Origin of the sequence: Pseudomonas sp. DE0157 (genome assembly GCF_007678615.1) — a bacterium.
Lineage (GTDB): Bacteria > Pseudomonadota > Gammaproteobacteria > Pseudomonadales > Pseudomonadaceae > Aquipseudomonas > Aquipseudomonas parafulva_B.
The window spans coordinates 89,340-107,226 of record NZ_VEJN01000003.1 but is presented as its reverse complement, the minus strand read 5'-3'; the positions used below and the strand labels follow the sequence as shown (position 1 = coordinate 107,226).

The following is a 17,887-nucleotide window of genomic DNA, read 5'->3' as shown; positions in this document are numbered from 1 at the left end:
ATGAACGATTCGGTCTACCAGAACTTCATCGACAACCGGTTCGAACCCGGTGAAGCCTTGCTTGAGGTCCATAATCCGGCCAACGGCCAGTTGCTCGGTCGCGTGCCTGAGTCCTCGCAGGCTCAGGTCGACCAGGCCGTGAGCGCGGCACGCCGGGCTCAGAAGGCCTGGGCAGCCCGGCCTGCGCAGGAACGCGCGGGCTACCTGCGTGCTATCGCGAGCCGGATACGGGCCAATGCCGACCAGCTGGCCCGGACCATTACCCTGGAAGGCGGCAAGGTCCCGGCTCTGGCCCAGGTGGAAGTCGGCTTCACGGCCGATTATCTGGACTACATGGCCGAGTGGGCGCGGCGCCTGGAAGGTGAGGTGTTGACCAGCGACCGTCAGGCCGAGCATGTGTTTCTCATGCGCAAACCGGTGGGCGTGGTGGCAGGCATTCTGCCGTGGAACTTCCCGTTCTTCCTGATCGCCCGCAAGATGGCGCCGGCGCTCATCACCGGCAACACCATCGTGGTCAAGCCCAGTGAGGAAACCCCGATCAACTGCTACGCGTTCGCCCGGCTGGTGGCCGAAACCGGCCTGCCACCCGGGGTGTTCAACGTGGTCGGCGGCACAGGCGCCGCCGTGGGCCACGGCCTGTCCAGTCACCCCGGCGTGGATATGGTGAGTTTCACCGGCAGTGTGGCGACCGGTGCACGGATCATGGCAGCGGCGGCGCCGAACATCACCAAGCTGAACTTGGAACTGGGCGGCAAGGCGCCTGCCATCGTGTTGGCCGATGCCGACCTGAACCTGGCAGTGAACGCGATCGTCGCCTCGCGGGTGATCAACACCGGACAGGTGTGCAACTGCGCAGAGCGCGTGTACGTGGCGCGCCAGGTGGCTGATCGGTTCATCGATCAGGTGGCCCAGGCGATGGCCGCCACGCGCTATGGGGACCCATCGACGCAGGAGGACCTGCACATGGGGCCGCTGATCAACCAGGCCGGCCTGGACAAGGTGGCGCAGATGGTGCGCACCGCCCAGGCCCAGGGCGCGCAGGTGGTCACGGGCGGGCAGGTGGCCGACCTTGGCAGCGGTTTTCATTATCAGCCCACCGTGCTGGCAGGCTGCGCGGGCGACATGGAGATCATGCGCAAGGAAATCTTCGGGCCGGTATTACCGATCCAGGTGGTGGAGGACCTGGACGAAGCCATTGCCCTGGCCAACGACAGCGAGTACGGGCTGACCTCGTCGCTCTATACCCGCGATCTGAACGCCGCGCTCAAGGCATGCCGGGAAATCGACTTTGGCGAGACCTACATCAACCGCGAAAACTTCGAGGCCATGCAAGGCTTCCACGCCGGGGCCCGCAAGTCGGGCATAGGCGGGGCCGACGGTAAGCATGGGCTCTATGAGTACACGCGCACGCAGGTGGTCTACATCCAGGGTTGAAGCTCGGCAGTTGCCAGTGCCCCGCCGTCACGGCAGGGCACTGGGCTCAGTGGCCCTGGCGATTGGGTTGCACGATGCCGTGGCGCCTGATCTTGCGGTACAACGTGGAGCGCGAGATGCCAGCGGCCTGGGCGGCGGCGCTCATGTTCCACTGGGTACGGCGCAGCAGCGTTAGCAGATGGTCAGCTTCAGCCTCCTCGACCTGCTGCCCAAGCTGCGGCGTTGCGCAGATTGTCCTGCTCGGTTCGACCTGCCCAAGCTGCAACTCGGCGGGCAGGTCGGCCAGTTCGATGCACCCGCCTTCTGCCAGGGCCGCGCCCTGGCGCAGGGCATTGAGCAGTTGGCGAATGTTACCCGGCCAGGAGTAGGCCAGCAGGGCGGCGTGTGCAGGTGCTGACAGGTTCAGCCCTGGTGCCAGACGTGCCAGCAGACCCTCGATCACGTGCGCCCGGTCACTGCGCTCGCGCAGCGCCGGCAGCGTGATGCGCATGCCACAGAGCCGGTAGTAGAGGTCCTCGCGGAACTGGTGGGTGGCGATTCTGGCAGTCAGGTCCTGGTGCGTCGCCGATATCACCTGAATATCCAGCCTCACTGGGGTGGCCGCCCCCAGCGCCACCAGCTCCCGTTCCGCCAGCACCCTTAGCAGACGGGTTTGCAGATCAGCCGGCATGTCGCCTATTTCATCGAGAAACAGCGTGCCGCCGTTGGCCTGTTCCAGCTTGCCTTTCATGCCCTTGCGGTCCGCCCCGGTGAAGCTGCCGGGCCGGTAGCCGAACAATTCGCTTTCGATCAGTGCTTCGGGAATGGCAGCGCAATTGAGCGCCACGAAAGGCCGGGCGCTTCGGGCGCTTGCCTGGTGCAGGGCGCGAGCGAACGCTTCCTTGCCGGTGCCGGTTTCACCGCTGAGCAGCAGCGCGATGTCCTTGTCCAGCACCTTGCGCAGGCGCGCGACGGCGTGCTGCAGCTGCGGGTCGCCGCCGGCCAGCTGGTCGAGTGTCGGATGCGCGTTGGCAGAGGCCGCTGGTGCAGCCAGGGCCGAAGGGCGATAAGCGCGCGGCACGCGCAGCCCAACCTCAAGGCCCGTGACCTGGCTCGCATCGTACAGCTGCGTGCCCCTGGCACCGCCCTGGGTCAGGGCCAGCAACTGGTCGATGTCGGCACTCAACACCTGCTCGATACGCAGGCCGAGCAGGGCATGGGGGTTGCTGTTGAACGCGGCCCGGTTGGCCCCGACAATACGCCCACCCTCGTCGAGGGCCAGCAGTTGCTCGGCTGCCAGGTCCGCATCGCCGTCGCAGGGCTTGACCGCGAGGGTCAGGCAGTCGCGGTAACGCTGGCGAAAGTGCGCGTTTTCGATCAGCCGCGCGTACAGCGTCACCAATTGCAAGGTCAGGTGCTGGGCCTGCTTGGGCCCATCGTTGTACAAGCAGGTCGCGTTCAGGCAACCCAGCAGGTGGTTATGGCTGTCGAAAATCGGCGAGACCGAGCAACTGAGCCGGGCATTGCTGGCCAGGAAATGTTCCTGACGGTGAATGGTCAGCGCCTGTTGTGAGGCCAGCGCGGTGCCGATGCCGTTGGTGCCGGCGATGGACTCGTCCCAGCGCGCCCCCACCACCAGCCCGGACCCGGTGAAGTGCCCGGCGTCGGCAGGCAGGCGGGCATCGAGCGTGACCCCCGCCGCATCGCTGAGCAAAACGGCAAAACCTGCATCGGCCACCCGCCGGGCCAAGCCACTCACGCCCTGGCTGGCGAGGGTCAGGTAGGCCTGGTGCTGGGCTTGCAGCTGGCGGATTTCGGCGGCACTGAGCATATTGTCCGTCGGGTGCACACTTGGGTCCAGGCGGTGCTGGGTGACACTGCGGTACCAGGATTCGGCGATCACCGCTTCCGGGACCAGGCCGCGGTGGCCGAAGTGACTGTCGACGAAGGCCGCCAGTTCCGAGGCAGGGTTATGAGCGGGCATGGGCGCTCCACAGTTATTGTTATCAGGGGTGAAGATAACCCTAGCTGATGGCGCGCTGCCAGCCCAGACGCGCGGCCAGGGCGCTCAGTGGATCAGTTCGAGTGCCTCGGCGGTGGTCAGCGGCCGCTTCATGCGTTGCGACAGCTGCATCATGGCTGAGGCATAACCCTTGGCCACCACGGCCTGCACCTGATCCGCCAGGCATTGCAGCGCAATGAAATCCCCGCTTTCCGGGGCGCCGACGAAGGTGATGGCGTCCCACTGCCGAGCGTGGCCGAGCACTTCGAACCGCTGCCCATGGTGATAGGTCCAGAAAAACGGCACGTCGGCGTAGCGGCGCTGCTGGCCCAGCATGTTTGCCGCGGCGATGACGCCGTGTTGCTGCGCCAGCCGCCAGTGTTCGATGCGCACCGATTGGCCGGCGAGTGGGAAGCTGGCCATGTCACCCGCCGCCCACAGGCCTTCGGCCACCTGCATTTCACCGTTGACCGGCACGCCATGGTCGTCGGCCAGCGACACCCCATTGAGAAAAGCCGTGGCCGGGGCTACCCCCGTTCCCAGCAGCACCGCCTGGCAGTCCACGCGCTCGCCGCTGCCAAGCACGACCGCTTCGACCTGATCTACGCCTTCGATCGCCTTCACCTCGGCCGGGCCATGGAAAGTGACGCCCTTGCGCTCGTGCAAGGCACGAATCGCCCGGCCGATGCGCTCGCCCAGCTGCTTGGCCAGCGGGACATCGTGCCGTCCGATTACATGGACCTGGGCACCGTATTCGCTCAACGCCGAGGCCGCTTCCAGGCCGATGAAACTGTCGCCCACGATCACAACCGGTTTACCCGGTTCCACGGCATCGAGCAGTTGCGCCGCGTCCGCGCGCGCGCGCAGCGTGAAGACGCCAGGCAGGTCACGCCCCGGGATATCCGGGCGCTGGGCCTTGGCGCCCGTGGCGAGCAGACAGGCGTCGTAGTCAATGCGCTGGCCGTCGGCCAGCAGGAGCTGGCGTTTCTGGGCATTGAGCGAGCGGACCTTGGCGTGCCGACGCTCCAGTTGCCCCATCCGCAGGTCATCAGGCTCCAGCAGCATCGGCACCTCATCCGGGGCCATCTGGCCTGCGAGCACGAATTTGCTCAGGGCCGTGCGGTCGTAGGCCGGCTGGCGCTCCTGGTCGATCCACACCAGGCGGCCGTTGAAGCCATGGCGAAGCAACGTGACCACGGCGGCACTGCCTGCCGCACCGGCCCCCAGCACCACGAAACACCGCGCATCGCTGTGCCGGGGCGGGCGCGCCTTGGGCAAAGGGCGGTCGTCCACCCACACTTGGTCATCCTTGACCCAGGCCTTGTAGCGGCGCAGGTCGGTCAGGGCAGGGGGCTCGCACACGGCCCCCTCGTCCACGGCGAACGCGGCCTTGTGCCATGGGCAAATCAGCAAGCCGCCGCAGACGCGGCCCTCATCCAGCGGCGCGCCTGCATGAGGACAGTTGCCCTGAAAAGCACGCACCTGATCGCCCTGACGGACGATGATCAGCTCTTCGCTACCGGCTTCCACGCGCAGGGGGGTGTGTTCATCGAGGTCGGCCAGGCGGGCCACGGCGTGTTCGGTCATGGTGAATTCTCCAAAGGGGGGGCCTCTGGAAGGGTTCGACGCCGATTTGCCCGGTCGGGCTGCGTCGAGCTGACGACTGGAGCGCAGTACGGGCACAAGGGATGGTCAATCTTGCTCGCACGGGACCGTATGACCCGTACGAGCAAGCGCCGTTGGCGCGACCGTCAGTCGGCTGTGGCAGGTGCGGGCGTAAGGGTACGGGTGGCGCGCAGGGCCACCAGGCTACCCACCACGATCAGCGCCGCCAGGGCGTAGAGGGCAGCGTCGGTCGAACCGGTCTGGTCCTTGATGAACCCGACCAGATAAGGGCTGAGAAAGCCCGCCATTTGGCCGACCGAGTTGATCAGGGCCAGGCCCGCTACGGCCGCACCCGCGCTGAGCAAGGCCGTGGGCATCGGCCAGAACATCGGCAGGCCGGTGAGGGCGCCCATGGTGGCGATGGACAGGCCCAGGATGGCGATCGCCGGAGTAGCCGCGAAATTCACCGCCATCAGCAGGCCCACAGCGCCCATCAGCATCGGCACTACCAAGTGCCAGCGGCGCTCGTTGCGAAGGTCCGCCGAGCGCCCGCACAGGATCATGAAAACCCCGGCCAGCAAGTAGGGAATGGCGCTCAACCAGCCAATGAGCAGGGGGTTGTCGAAGCCCATGTTCTTGATGATCGAAGGCAGCCAGAAGTTGATCGCGTACACACCGCTCTGGATGCAGAAGTAGATGAAGCCGAAGGTCCAGATCAGCGGGTTGGCCAGCACGGCCAGAACGCTGTCGCCCGTGGTGGGCGGCTTGCTGTCGGCATCGGCCTGCAGGTCGGCGGCGATCAGCCGGCGTTCATCATCGCTCAGCCAGGCCGCTTTCTGGTAGCCATCGCTGAGCAGGAACACCGCCAGCACGCCGAGCGCAACGGTCGGCAGCCCTTGAATCAGGAACATCCATTGCCAGCCGGCAAGGCCATGTTGCCCGGCTGCAAAATGCTCGAGGATCCAGCCGGAGAACGGGCTGCCCAACAGGCCCGAGACCGGGATCGCGGACATGAACAAGGCCATGATGCGGCCACGGCGCGCACCGGGGAACCAGCGCGAGAGGTACAGCACCACGCCTGGGAAGAAGCCTGCCTCGGCGGCACCTGTGAGCAGGCGCAGGGCATAGAACTCGGTGGGGGTCGTCACGAACAGCAGACAGGTGGACAAGCTGCCCCAGGCAATCATCATCAAGGCGATCCAGCGCCGTGGGCCGAAGCGGTTGAGCGCCAGATTGCTCGGAAGGCCGCACAGGACGTAGCCGATGAAGAAGATACCGGCACCGAGGCCGTAGACGGTTTCGCTGAACTTGAGCGCGTCGAGCATCTGCAGCTTGGCGAAGCCGACGTTGACGCGGTCGAGGTAGTTGAACAGGTAGCAGATGAAAATGAACGGAATCAGCCGCAAGGTGATGCGCCGGTACAGCGCATTGCGGGTGGTGTCCGTGCCTTGGTCAGGGGCGGGGCTGTGTGCCATGATCGGGTTCTCTGTTGTTATGGTTGTCACCGCGTCGCCTGTTCCGGCGCTCGCCTGAACGAGTCTCGGGGACGGCGGCGTGGCTGTCTTTGTGCTTTTGCACAGGCCATGGGCCTTGCTGCTGTGCCCGAGCCCAACCGCACGCCCCCAAGGACCGTTGAATGTTCGAACTCGACCACGACCTGGCACAGGATATCGTAGACCGCGCCATGGCCATTCTGCCCTGCAACGTCAACGTCATGGACAGCCAGGGCCTGATCCTGGGCAGCGGCGAGCCGGAGCGTATCAACACACGGCACGAAGGCGCCCAGCTGGTGCTCGCCAATGGCCGCAACGTGGAGCTCGACCAGGAGGCGGCACGCTGCCTGAAGGGGGTGCAGCCGGGGGTGAACCTGCCGCTGATGCTCGACGACCGCCTGATGGGCGTCTTGGGGCTGACGGGTGATCCGCAGCAGGTTCGGGTGTATGCCGAGCTGGTGCGCATGACCGCCGAAATGCTGCTGGCCCAGCGTCACCTGCAGGCCGATCAGCAGTGGCGCAAGCAGCGCTGCGACGATTTGCTGGCCTTGCTGCTGGGCGGGACCGGCGACGCCTCACGGCTGCTGGACGAGGCACGCCAACTGGGCCTGAAACCGCAGCTACCACGCATTCCCTGCCTGTTCGAGTTGGCCAGCGGGCCCGATGCCGAAGCGCTGGCAGGCTGGCTGATGAGCCGCTACCCCGACAGTTGGTGCGTGAGCCCAGCGCGCCACTCGCTGCTGTGGTGTCGCCCGGCAGGCGTGGCGCTGGAGGTATCACGGCTGGTCGAGCGCATCGAGCGGCACGGTTGGGCGGTGGAGCGCTCGGCCATGGGTACCGCCGCGCAGGGTCTTGAGCAGCTGCGCCGCGGCTACCGGCGTGTGCGCGACCTGCTGGCCTATGGGCGTGAGGTGGTGCCCCAGGAACGGCTGCTGAGCTTGCAGCGCTATCGCCTGCCAGCCTTGCTCTGGCGCCATCGCAACGATGAGGCGCTGGACGAACTGCTCGAGCCGTTGCTGCGCATTCAGGCCCGCGACAGCAGTGGGCAATTGCTGGCTACGCTGCGCGCCTGGTGTGCCCATGATGGTCAGAGCCAGGCGTGTGCCGAGGCGCTGGGTATTCACCGCAACAGCCTACGTTACAGGCTTGAACGCATCGCCGAGCTGGGCGAGGTGGACCCCATGCGCCTGGAGGGCATGCTCAGTTTGTACCTGGGGCTGCAGTTGCTGCCCATCCGATAGCCATAGCCGGCTGGGCACTGTCGCCTGGCGCTGGCATCTGCCCAAACAATCCGTCGGGCGGTTTGTGCATTTGACCGACGCCGCTTCGCGGGCCAGCTGTCAGCATGCCGCTACCCGGACAGGAGAATCATCATGAAGATCGTCATCGCGCCTGACTCGTTCAAGGACAGCCTCGAGGCGGCAGACGTGGCGCGCGCCATCGCTGCTGGCCTGGCCGAAGCACTGCCCGACGCCCAGTTGATCGAGTGCCCCATGGCCGACGGTGGCGAAGGCACGATGCAGGCCATTCTTGCCGCCAGCGACGGCGAGCTGCGCCGGCTTACCGTACGCGGCCCCTTGGGCACAGCTGTGGCGGCGGGCTGGGGCTGGCTGCCCCAGAGCCGCACCGCAATCATCGAAATGGCGCAGGCCAGCGGCCTGCAACAGGTGCCCACCGGTCAGCGCGACGCCTGCCGCAGTTGCACCTGGGGCACCGGTGAGCTGGTCGCCGCGGCGCTCGACGCCGGCGCGCAGCGCGTCGTGCTGGCGATCGGCGGCAGTGCCACCAATGATGCGGGCAGTGGCATGCTGCGCGCCTTGGGCCTGCGACTGCTGGATGCAGACAATCAGCCACTGGCCGAGGGTGGCCTTGCCCTGGCCGGCCTGGCGCGGATCGATGCCAGCGGGCTGGACCCGCGCCTGGCGCACGTAAATTTCGAAGTGGCGGCTGATGTGGACAACCCGCTGTGCGGCCACCAGGGCGCATCGGCCATCTTCGGGCCGCAGAAGGGGGCCAGCCCGCAACAGGTTCAGGCCCTCGACCAGGCGCTCGGTCACTTCGCCGACCACTGCGCCCGCTTGCTGGGCCAGGATGTGCGTGATTACCCAGGCTGCGGCGCCGCCGGGGGCACGGGCTTTGCGGCCAGGGCCTTCATGGGTGCCCAGTTCCGGGCCGGCGTGGAAGTGGTGGCCGAACTGGCCGGCCTGCAAGCCCATGTCAGGGACGCGGACCTGGTGGTGACCGGGGAGGGCCGTTTTGATGCCCAGACCCTGCGCGGCAAGACGCCGATGGGCGTGGCCCGGGTCGCCAAGCGTCATGGCGTGCCGGTGGTCGTGCTGGCGGGCATGCTCGGCGAGGGCTATCAGCAGCTGTACGCCCATGGGGTAGATGCCGCCTTTGCGCTGGTGGACGGCCCCATGACGTTGGAACAGGCCTGCCGCGACACCTCCCGCCTGCTGCAAGCCCGCGCCTGTGACATCGGTCGGCTCTGGGCCTGGGTCAAGCGCGTCTGAGCAGATGAAGCGCGCAGCTCAGGGTGCCAGCACCGGCAGGGGTGTGCTGGGCAACACGGCCAGGTCGCCGAAACGCTGCGTCGAATCGATGTAGCGCAGCGCCGACTTGGCGTCCTTCCAGCCTACGTAGCTCATGAGCGACTTGAGCTCCCAGCCATTGGCGCTGGCCCAGGTGGCGAAGCCGCGACGCAGGGAGTGACCGGTATACAGCGCAGCTGGCACCTGGGCGCGGGCCAACATGCGCCGCAGCAGGCCCACCAGGCTGTTGCTGTTGAGCGGCTGGTCACCGAGATTGCCCCAGCGGTCGAGCTTGCGGAACACCGGACCGTGGGCGATGCCGGTCACCTGCAGCCATTGCAGGTAGGCCGTTACCGGGCATAGGGCCTTCAGGGCCGGGGTGCGGTGCTGCACGCCAAGTGCCTCGCGGTCGCCTTTGCTGCGCGGCACAAACAGCGTGATGCCCACGCCCGCTTCGGCCTGTATGTGCTCGACCCGCAAGCGCGCCAGTTCATCGCCGCGAAAGCCACGCCAGAACCCCAACAGCAGCAGCGCCGTGTCGCGCCGGGCGCGGCGCAGCCCGGCCATGTCGTGGTTCGCCTGGGCTTGGCGGGCTTCCTCCTCGAAGCAGGTCACGGCCGTTTGCACATGTTGCAGCAGCAATGGCGCTGCCTGCCTGGGCGGGGTGGGATGCAGCGTGCGGATGCCGCGCAGGACCTGGCGCACCACTGGTGCTTTGGTGGGGTCGGGGAAGCCTTGGCTGATGTGCCACTGGCTGAGGGCCGCCAGGCGCTGGCGCAGGGTACTGACCGCATGCTGCTGGGCGTGGTCGGCCAGGTACCGGGCGATGCTTTCGGCAGTGGCCGGCAGAAAACCGCCCCATTGCGTCTCGAAATGATCCACCGCCGCCTGGTAGCTGCGGCGGGTGTTGTCACGCGTGGCGGCGCGCAGGTAGCGCTCGATATCGGTCATGGTGCGGGCGTCGGCGGATGGATGCAGTGGTGCCACCTTAAACCTTGAGGCCTGTCGGTACCAAGGGTTTGCCAGGGTTTGCACGCTCTTCTTCGCTTCAGTGCAACGCGGCCAGGGGCTGCGCCTGATGCTTGAACGGCACGTAGTCACGCAGCTGCGCGGCGGACAGGGGCCGGCTGAAATGATAGCCCTGAGCAACGTCGCACCCCGCCAGGCGCAGGCACACGACCTGCTCGCGGGTTTCCACGCCTTCGGCCACCACCACCAGGCCCAGGCGTTTGGCCAGGATGATGGTGGAGGCCACGATGGGGCTGTCGTCCGGACTGTTGGACAGCGAGGCGATCAAGGATCGATCAATCTTCAGTTTGCTCAGAGGCAGTGCATGCAGATGGGCGAAGCCTGCGTAGCCTCGGCCAAAGTCGTCCAGGCTGATCCCGATGCCTGCCTGGCGCAGCCGGTGTAGATGCGCGATCGCCGGGCCCTCAGGGTCGAGGATGGTGGTTTCGGTGATCTCAAGCTCCAGATGCTCGGGGGCAATGCCGTGCTCGCTCAGTTGGTCGAGCAGGCGCACAGTGAAGTCAGGCTGACGCAACTGCAAGGCAGACACGTTGACGGCCAGGCGGACCTGGCGGCTTTCCCTGTGCCAGGCCGACAAGGCCTCGCAGGCCAGGCGAAGGACTTCCCAGCCCAACTCGACAATGAAGCCGCTGCGTTCGGCCAGAGCGATGAAACGGTCGGGGTAGAGCAGGCCGAACTCGGGATGCTGCCAACGTACAAGCGCTTCAAAGCCTGCGACCTTGTGGTCATCGAGGCCGATCTGCGGCTGGTAGTGCAAGACGAATTGCCTGCCTGCCAGTGCAGCGCCAAACGCCTGCTCCAAGGAAAATGCCTGGATGTCGGCCACGTTCAGGGAGGGGTCGAAATAGCGGTACTGCGCGCGGCCGGCCTGCTTGGCCGAATACATGGCCGCATCGGCGCTGCGCACCAGGCTGTCGATGTCCTGGCCATCGCGCGGGCAGATGCTGACCCCGATACTGGGACTGGTGTTGACCTCTTGTCCTTCCAGGGCATACGTGGCAGAAAGCCTGCGGGCCAGTTCGCGTACCCAAGCATCGATCTGCTCCTCGCTGCGCTCGCCTGCGAGCAGTACGACGAACTCATCGCCGCCAAAGCGCGAGGCTTCATCGCCCGGTTCGAGCAAGCGCTGGATACGGCCGGCCACAGCCTGCAGCAACAGGTCACCGACTTTATGGCCCAGCGAATCATTGATGGACTTGAAACGGTCCATGTCGATGAAGAGGATGGCCACCAGTTGCCGCCTGCCACGCTGATGGACGAGCGCGGCACCTGCCACTTCGACGAATTGACGGCGGTTGTGCAGGCCGCTGAGATGATCGGTAGCGGCGGCATGACTGCTGCGCCGGTGTGCATCTTCCAGGCGCCCAATCAGTTGCTGGTTGATCTGCTGGGCGTGTTCCAGCGCCGTGAAGGCTTCCTGGCGCTTGCGCAGCAGGCGCAGGGTCCAGGCCAGGCTGGCCAGGATCATCAGTGTCATGCCCAGTGTCAGCCAGAACTGCCGGGCACAGGCCGCGTCGATGGGCCCGGTGATCTCGTTCTCGCGCTGGCTGATGACAAGGGTAAAACCGTGCTCGGGCCGATGCCTGAAGACGCTCTGGTAAGGATCACCTTCCAAGTACTGGGTCAGCACGCCCGCAGGGGTGCCATCGGTTGGCAGTGCCGGCTGCAAGGCAGGTGTGATCGGCAACAAGCCGCGATTACCGAGGCGCAGGCGTTCCGTCCCGTCGGCCTTCAACACACTCACGCGGGTAGAATCGCCCAGATCCACCTGTTGCAGCAATTGCGCCAAGGGGTGGGCGGCAAGCTGCACTGCAACCAACGTATCGCATGCCTCGGGCTGCTCAGGCACGGGCATGAGGACCGGGGAGGAGGTCGCACACGCTGTGCCCTCGGCAGCGGCGTGCGCACGGTCGAGCCATTGGCTGACGTTTTCGGCGAGCACGTTGGCCAGCCGCTGATGTTCGTTGCCACGGTTGGTCAGAGCATCCTGGCGAGCGGTGGCTTTCTGAGCAACATGCACCCCCCACAGAAAGGTCAGCGTAGCAGCGCACAGCAGCAGGATCAGCAGCCTGAGCAGGGTCGCCGAGGAAAGTGAACGTCGTATCAATTGCAGTGTTTCCCGGCCTTGTGTGAGGCCCGGACATTACGGCAGCAACATGACAGCGCCATGACTGGTGGCAAATAGCCTGTAGTGATGGCTGAACCAAAGATGACAGCGGCGGGTCAAGTCGGGTATATCTTGCCGCTACCAAGGGGAGCCCGATAACGGGCTGAGAAACCGCTGAGCCAGGTGCAGCGCGGTGACCCTTCGAACCTGATCCGGATAATGCCGGCGAAGGGATGGGGTGCTATACCGCCTGCCTTCCCGCCGGTCTCAAGGCGAGACCCGATTCATGACCATTGCCCAGGTCTCGCTGTCACCCTCACCAAGGACAGCGCCATGACCGAAGGTTTCACCCAGACCCTGCGCCGCCAGAGCGAGACGACATGGGCCGCCGCCACCGGCCATCGTTTCGTGATCCAACTGTGTGACGGCAGCCTGCCTGATCCCATCATGGTCGACTACCTGGTCCAGGATCATCGCTTCCTGGACAGCTTCCTGATGTTGCTGGGCGCCGCCATCGCCACGGTCGACACCTTCGAGGCGCGCCTGCGCCTGGGGCGATTCGCGGGCATGATCAGCAGCGAGGAGAACACTTACTTCCTGCGGGCGTTCCAGGCGCTGGGTGTCAGCCCGGCGCAGCGTGATGAGCCGATGGACACGGTGCCCACGGCGGCGTTCAAAGCCATCATGCGCGAAGCGGCTGCCACCCGCTCGTACGCCGCCGCGCTGGCAGTGCTGAGCGTCGCCGAAGGCCTTTACCTGGACTGGGCGCTGCGCGCGCCCAAACCCCTGCCGTCGCGTTTCATCCACGCTGAATGGATCACCTTGCACGACAATCCGGATTTCCAGGCGTTCGTGGCGTTCCTGCACGCCGAACTGGACCGCGTCGGCCCTCTGCATGCCGCGGTGGCGCAGGACTTTCACCAGCGCACCGTCGCGTTGGAGTTGGCCTTCTTCGACGCCATCTACCCGCAGGCGCAATGAACATGGACATCTTTGATCGGCTCAAGCAGGCCGCTGCACCGCAGTGGCGCGGTTACGTCGACCATGCCTTCGTGCAGCAGATGGGCGATGGCACGTTGAGCGAAGCCGCTTTTCGGTCCTATCTGGTGCAGGACTATCTCTTCCTCATTCAGTTTGCCCGCGCCTGGGCGTTGGCGGCGTACAAGAGCAGGCGACCGGCCGATATCCGTGCCGCACAGGCGGGGCTGGCGGCGATCCTCGACGAAACCGACCTGCACGTGCGTCTATGCGCACGCTGGGGGCTGAGCCAGGCTGACATCGAGGCGGCCCCCGAGCACCCGGCCACCGTGGCGTACACCCGGTATGTACTGGACTGCGGTGCCGCTGGCGACTTGCTGGAGTTGCACGTGGCGCTGGCGCCCTGCGTGATCGGCTACGCCGAGATCGGGCAGTCCCTGGCCGCACGCATCGGCAATCTGGACGCGCATCCCTACCGCGAGTGGATCGGCGAATACGCCGGTGCCGGCTACCAGGCCGTCGCAGCAGCTGCACGCACGCACCTGGATTCGTTGGCGGCGCGCAGCCTGACGGATCAGCGATTTGCCGAACTGGCCGCGATCTTTGCCCAGGCCTCGGGGCTGGAGGCCGATTTCTGGCAGATGGGGCTGGACATGGCGTGACTGGGCAGCCGCATGCCTGGATCGCCACTATCCCCGTGTGCCGTTGGCTGGCAAGCTGTAGTGGAAAAGGGGGCACGCGGATGATCGCCGCAACTGGCCCGCAGCGCTCGAAGACGATCCAGGACGAGGAAGGACAGCATGAACATCATCAACGCACGGCTGCGTGGCAAGCCTGGCCTGTACCGCATCGAACTGGCCGGTCAGCGCATTGGCGCGATCACTGCGCAGAACGAGGGTGTGCTGCCCGTGGCCGGCGCCGATCTGGATGCCGCCCAGAACCTGGTGGTCCCCCCTTTCGTCGAGCCGCACATCCACCTCGACGCGACCCTGACGGCCGGGCAGCCTGAGTGGAACATGAGCGGCACGCTGTTCGAGGGGATCGAGCGCTGGGCCCAGCGCAAGCAGAGCACCACCCATGAGGACATCAAGACCCGGGCCAAGACCACCCTCGACATGCTGGTCGATCACGGCATCCAGCATGTGCGCACCCATGTGGATGTAACCGAGCCGGGACTGGTGGCACTCAAGGCCATGGTCGAGGTGCGCGATGAAGTGCGTGATCTGGTCGATCTGCAGATCGTTGCCTTTCCCCAGGAGGGTATCGAATCGTACCCCGATGGCCGCACATTGATGACCGAGGCGGTGGCCATCGGCGCCGATGTGGTGGGCGGTATTCCCCATTTCGAGAACACCCGTGAACAGGGTGTGGCGTCGATCCAGTTCCTGATGGATTTGGCAGAACGCACCGGCTGCCTGGTGGACGTGCACTGCGACGAGACGGACGATCCGCAGTCACGGTTCCTGGAAGTACTGGCCGAACACGCTCGGGTTCGGCAGATGGGGGCGAGGGTGACCGCCAGCCACACGGTGGCCATGGGTTCGTACGACAATGCCTACTGCTCGAAGCTGTTTCGGCTGTTGAAGCTGTCCGGCATCAACTTCGTGTCATGCCCTACCGAGAGCATTCATCTGCAAGGGCGCTTTGATACCTATCCGAAGCGCCGTGGGGTCACCCGTGTCGCCGAACTCGACCGTGCTGGCATGAACGTGTGCTTCGGCCAGGACTCGATCGTCGATCCGTGGTACCCCCTGGGCAACGGCAATATCCTGCGCGTGCTCGAGGCGGGCCTGCACATTTGCCACATGCTGGGCTATCAGGACCTGCAGCGCTGCCTGGACCTGATCACCGACAACAGTGCCCGCGCCTTGAACCTGGGTGAGCGCTATGGCATCGAGACCGGTCGCCCTGCGAACCTGCTGCTGCTCTCGGCCCCGGACGACTACGAGATGGTGCGCAGCCAGGGCCACGCGCTGGTGTCGGTGCGCAACGGAAAAGTACTGATGCGGCGCCGGCCTGCGCAGGTACAACGCGAGTTCTGAATCCGGCGCTTTCAGGCGCCGATGGCCGCCAGCACACAATCGGCGATCTGCGCATCCTGAACGGCAACGCCGGTCAGGTCAGCCAACGTGATCTGGTCGTCGGACTCCCGGCCATGGGCTCGGCTTGCCAGCAGCGCGCCAAGTTCGACCAGTTGGTTTGCGGTCACCAGGCCTTTGCCGATCGCATGGGACACTTCGCCATATTGGGCGCACTGGGTGATCGAGTCGACGACCAAGCGGTCGGCCCTGGCGACCAGCCCAGGGTCCAGCTCTTGCTTGCCAGGGCCATCCGCACCGACAGCGGTGATGTGAGTGCCCGGTTGTATCCAGTGCGCCTGCAACAGCGGCTCGCGCGAAGGTGTGGCGCTGACGATGAGGTTGGCAAGGCCCGCCAGTTCCGCGGCGTCGTGTGTACTGCGCACGGTAAAACCAAGATCCCGCGCCATCGTCACGTAAGCGCCTAGTCCTTCGGCGTGACGCCCCCAGACGATCACCTGGCGGCAGTAGGTGACGCTGCGCAACTGCTCCAATTGCATGCTGGCCTGCATGCCTGTGCCCAGGATGCCGATGGCCTTGACCTGTGAGGGCGCGAGCAGCCGGGCCGCGATCCGTCCCGCCAGTGCCGTGCGCATCGCCGTGAGCCAGCCTTGGTCCTGGAGCAGGGCCAGCGGCTGGCCGGTGTGGGCCGAGAACACCATCATCAGCCCGTCGTTGCTGGGCAAGCCGTTGGACGGGTTGTCATAGAAGCCGGTGGACACCTTGACGGTAAAGGTGGGGCTGCCCACTTTGTAGGCAGACTTGATGCAGCAATCCCCGTTGGTCTCGGCGAAGGTAAACGCCTGCACAGGCGGTACCTGAACGTTGCCCGCGGAATAGGCGATAAAGCCCTCTTCGATGGCGCTGAGCGCCCGCTCGGTGTCCAGGCTCGCGAGGATCTGAGGCTTGGTGATCAGCTTCATTTGACGGCCTCGAGGAAGGTATCCAGGGCGATGTTCCGCCCACACAGCACTACAGCTACGCGTTTGCCTTGGTACCGGTCCGCGCATTTTTTCATGGCGGCCACTGCGACAGCTGCCGCGCCTTCGATGATCCACCGCTCGCTGCTGGCGATGTCGCGCATGGCGGCGCGTATTTGCGCTTCGCTGACCAATACAGTATCGGTGAGCAAGGCCTGGCACAGGGGCAGGGTGATGGCGCCTGGCTCGACGCCGCCTGCCGTGCCGTCGGACAGCGTGGGACTGGCAGGTACGTCGATGATCCTGCCGGCCTTGAGCGACTGCTCAAGGGCCGGGTCGTTCTCGGGCCAGCAGCCGATGATGTCGACACCCGGTGCCAGGGTACGCAGGGCAGCGCCAATGCCGGCGATCATGCCGCCACCACCCACCGCGACGAATACGGCGTCCAGGTCTGGCGCCTGCTCGAACAGTTCCATGCCGATGGTGCCCTGGCCGGCGATCACCTGCAGATCGTTGTAGGGCGATACGAAGGGCACACCCTTGGCCTGGGCTTGCCTGGCCGCTTCCAGCTCCGCGCTCAAGGGATCGGTCGGCAGGCAGATCACTTCAGCGCCGAGGTTACGCATGGCTTCGACCTTATAGGTTGACGCCGTAGTGGTGGTGTAAAGGGTCACCGGAACCCCGGCGGTTTTGCCGGCCAGGGCCAGTGCCTGGCCATGGTTGCCAGACGAGGCGGCGATGACGCCATGCTCACGTGCACTCACAGGCAAAAGCCTGACTTTATTGCTGGCCCCGCGAAACTTGAATGAACCGGTAGGTTGCAGGTGTTCGCACTTGAGCCATACGTCCACGCCGGTGGTTGCTGACAGGTGCTGGCTGCGCGTCAGCGGGGTTGTGCGTACGGCTGGCCGCAAAGCGGCATGAGCGTGCTTGATCGCCTCGAACAGAGCGTTGAGGTCGGGTTCGCAGACGGTTGGCGGTGCAAGGTAGGACATGGCGCATAAGGCTCCGTATGGAATTAATGTCTACGGTAGACGTATTGTCCATGCTCGTGCAAACACTTCTTCAGCCTGGGTCAGTCCTGGCGCTCAAAATCGTCATCCCTTGAGCGCCTTGAGGTATTTGTAAACCGTCGCACGCCCCATGTTCAGCACATTGGCCACATAGTCCACGCCGCTTCGGCCTTCGAACGCACCCTCGGCATGCAACGCTTGCACCAGACTGCGCTTGTCGCCCATCTGCATTGTCTGCAGAGACAAATGGCGCGCCTTGAGCCAAGCATGCATGAAGGTATTGATGCGCTCCTGCCAGTCATCGCGAAACAGCGCCTGAGGCTGCTCGACCAGGCGACCCATTTGAAAGAACGCCTCCAGCGCATGACGGGCGTTTTCGAGCACCGACAGGTCCAGGTTGATGCACATCAGGTGCCGAGCATCACCCTGCTCATCGCGCAAGACCGTACTGATGGAGCGCACCTTCTGACCGTTCCAGTTCAACTTCTCATATGGGCCCAACTTGGCGCCGCCGAGCAGATCGTCCAGGTCCTCGGCAATGGCCGAGTCATCTCCCAGGCTGCGCTTGGAGATGTTGTTGGCGATATGCACCACCGTCTGGGTGCGCAGGTCATGGACGACGACTTCGGCATGGGGATACAGCAACAGGGCAATGCTTTCGGCGATTGCCTGGTAGTTCTCGAGCGACATGCGGGGCCACTGTGCATTCTAAGGAGGC

General features: G+C 65.3%; 14 protein-coding genes and 1 riboswitch. Of the genes, 6 read left to right on the top strand and 8 right to left on the bottom strand.

Annotated features, from left to right (window positions below):
• Window positions 1-1,434 carry an aldehyde dehydrogenase gene (gene aldA, locus FS777_RS06090; RefSeq protein WP_058639297.1) on the top strand — a complete coding sequence of 478 codons (1,434 nt, stop codon included), beginning with the start codon at window positions 1-3 and terminating at the stop codon, window positions 1,432-1,434.
• 46 nt (window positions 1,435-1,480) lie between these two features.
• Here aldA and FS777_RS06085 read toward each other — a convergent pair whose 3' ends face one another.
• The 3 genes from FS777_RS06085 to FS777_RS06075 all read right to left on the bottom strand — a co-directional run bounded on the left by FS777_RS06085 (window position 1,481) and on the right by FS777_RS06075 (window position 6,495).
• Window positions 1,481-3,397 (bottom strand): sigma-54-dependent Fis family transcriptional regulator, encoded by a 1,917-nt coding sequence (locus FS777_RS06085; protein WP_058639251.1) that lies wholly within the window; start codon window positions 3,395-3,397, stop codon window positions 1,481-1,483.
• An 84-nt stretch (window positions 3,398-3,481) separates the two neighbouring features.
• The gene (locus tag FS777_RS06080; protein WP_058639252.1) at window positions 3,482-5,002 is read right to left on the bottom strand and encodes an FAD-dependent oxidoreductase; all 1,521 of its coding nucleotides are present in this window, start codon (window positions 5,000-5,002) and stop codon (window positions 3,482-3,484) included.
• A 164-nt stretch (window positions 5,003-5,166) separates the two neighbouring features.
• Window positions 5,167-6,495 (bottom strand): MFS transporter, encoded by a 1,329-nt coding sequence (locus FS777_RS06075; protein WP_058604562.1) that lies wholly within the window; start codon window positions 6,493-6,495, stop codon window positions 5,167-5,169.
• A 161-nt stretch (window positions 6,496-6,656) separates the two neighbouring features.
• On the opposite strand from FS777_RS06075, the gene FS777_RS06070 reads away from it, so the two are divergent.
• Window positions 6,657-7,754, top strand: a complete 1,098-nt coding sequence (locus FS777_RS06070) for a sugar diacid recognition domain-containing protein (protein ID WP_078478641.1) — start codon at window positions 6,657-6,659, stop codon at window positions 7,752-7,754.
• A 132-nt stretch (window positions 7,755-7,886) separates the two neighbouring features.
• A complete protein-coding gene (locus FS777_RS06065) occupies window positions 7,887-9,026 on the top strand; it encodes a glycerate kinase (RefSeq protein ID WP_145254471.1) in 1,140 nt (379 codons plus the stop codon).
• An 18-nt stretch (window positions 9,027-9,044) separates the two neighbouring features.
• Here FS777_RS06065 and FS777_RS06060 read toward each other — a convergent pair whose 3' ends face one another.
• Both FS777_RS06060 and FS777_RS06055 read right to left on the bottom strand, forming a co-directional pair.
• Window positions 9,045-10,031 (bottom strand): site-specific integrase, encoded by a 987-nt coding sequence (locus FS777_RS06060; RefSeq protein ID WP_145254467.1) that lies wholly within the window; start codon window positions 10,029-10,031, stop codon window positions 9,045-9,047.
• A 61-nt stretch (window positions 10,032-10,092) separates the two neighbouring features.
• Complete coding sequence (locus FS777_RS06055) at window positions 10,093-12,180, bottom strand: bifunctional diguanylate cyclase/phosphodiesterase (RefSeq protein ID WP_145254465.1); 2,088 nt, start codon at window positions 12,178-12,180, stop codon at window positions 10,093-10,095.
• A gap of 134 nt (window positions 12,181-12,314) precedes the next feature.
• A riboswitch (TPP riboswitch) is annotated at window positions 12,315-12,431 on the top strand.
• A gap of 82 nt (window positions 12,432-12,513) precedes the next feature.
• Here FS777_RS06055 and FS777_RS06050 point away from each other — a divergent pair.
• The 3 genes from FS777_RS06050 to codA all read left to right on the top strand — a co-directional run bounded on the left by FS777_RS06050 (window position 12,514) and on the right by codA (window position 15,200).
• Window positions 12,514-13,161: a TenA family protein gene (locus tag FS777_RS06050; protein WP_145254462.1), complete on the top strand. Its 648-nt coding sequence runs from the start codon at window positions 12,514-12,516 to the stop codon at window positions 13,159-13,161.
• Window positions 13,158-13,820 (top strand): thiaminase II, encoded by a 663-nt coding sequence (gene tenA / locus FS777_RS06045; RefSeq protein WP_058639256.1) that lies wholly within the window; start codon window positions 13,158-13,160, stop codon window positions 13,818-13,820. The genes FS777_RS06050 and tenA overlap by 4 nt, the downstream gene beginning before the upstream one ends.
• Window positions 13,821-13,958: 138 nt before the next feature.
• Entirely contained in the window at window positions 13,959-15,200 is a 1,242-nt protein-coding gene (gene codA, locus FS777_RS06040; RefSeq protein WP_145254459.1) for a cytosine deaminase, read from the top strand.
• An 11-nt stretch (window positions 15,201-15,211) separates the two neighbouring features.
• Here codA and FS777_RS06035 read toward each other — a convergent pair whose 3' ends face one another.
• From FS777_RS06035 to FS777_RS06025, 3 genes are all read right to left on the bottom strand, one after another.
• Window positions 15,212-16,159, bottom strand: coding sequence for an ornithine cyclodeaminase family protein (locus tag FS777_RS06035; protein WP_145254456.1), 948 nt, complete (start codon window positions 16,157-16,159; stop codon window positions 15,212-15,214).
• On the bottom strand, window positions 16,156-17,151 hold the full coding sequence (locus tag FS777_RS06030; RefSeq protein ID WP_145254453.1) for a threonine/serine dehydratase: 996 nt from the start codon (window positions 17,149-17,151) through the stop codon (window positions 16,156-16,158). Before FS777_RS06030 ends, FS777_RS06035 begins: the two co-directional genes overlap by 4 nt.
• Window positions 17,152-17,253: 102 nt before the next feature.
• A complete protein-coding gene (locus tag FS777_RS06025; RefSeq protein ID WP_058639260.1) occupies window positions 17,254-17,859 on the bottom strand; it encodes a transcriptional regulator in 606 nt (201 codons plus the stop codon).
• Window positions 17,860-17,887 lie beyond the last annotated feature (28 nt).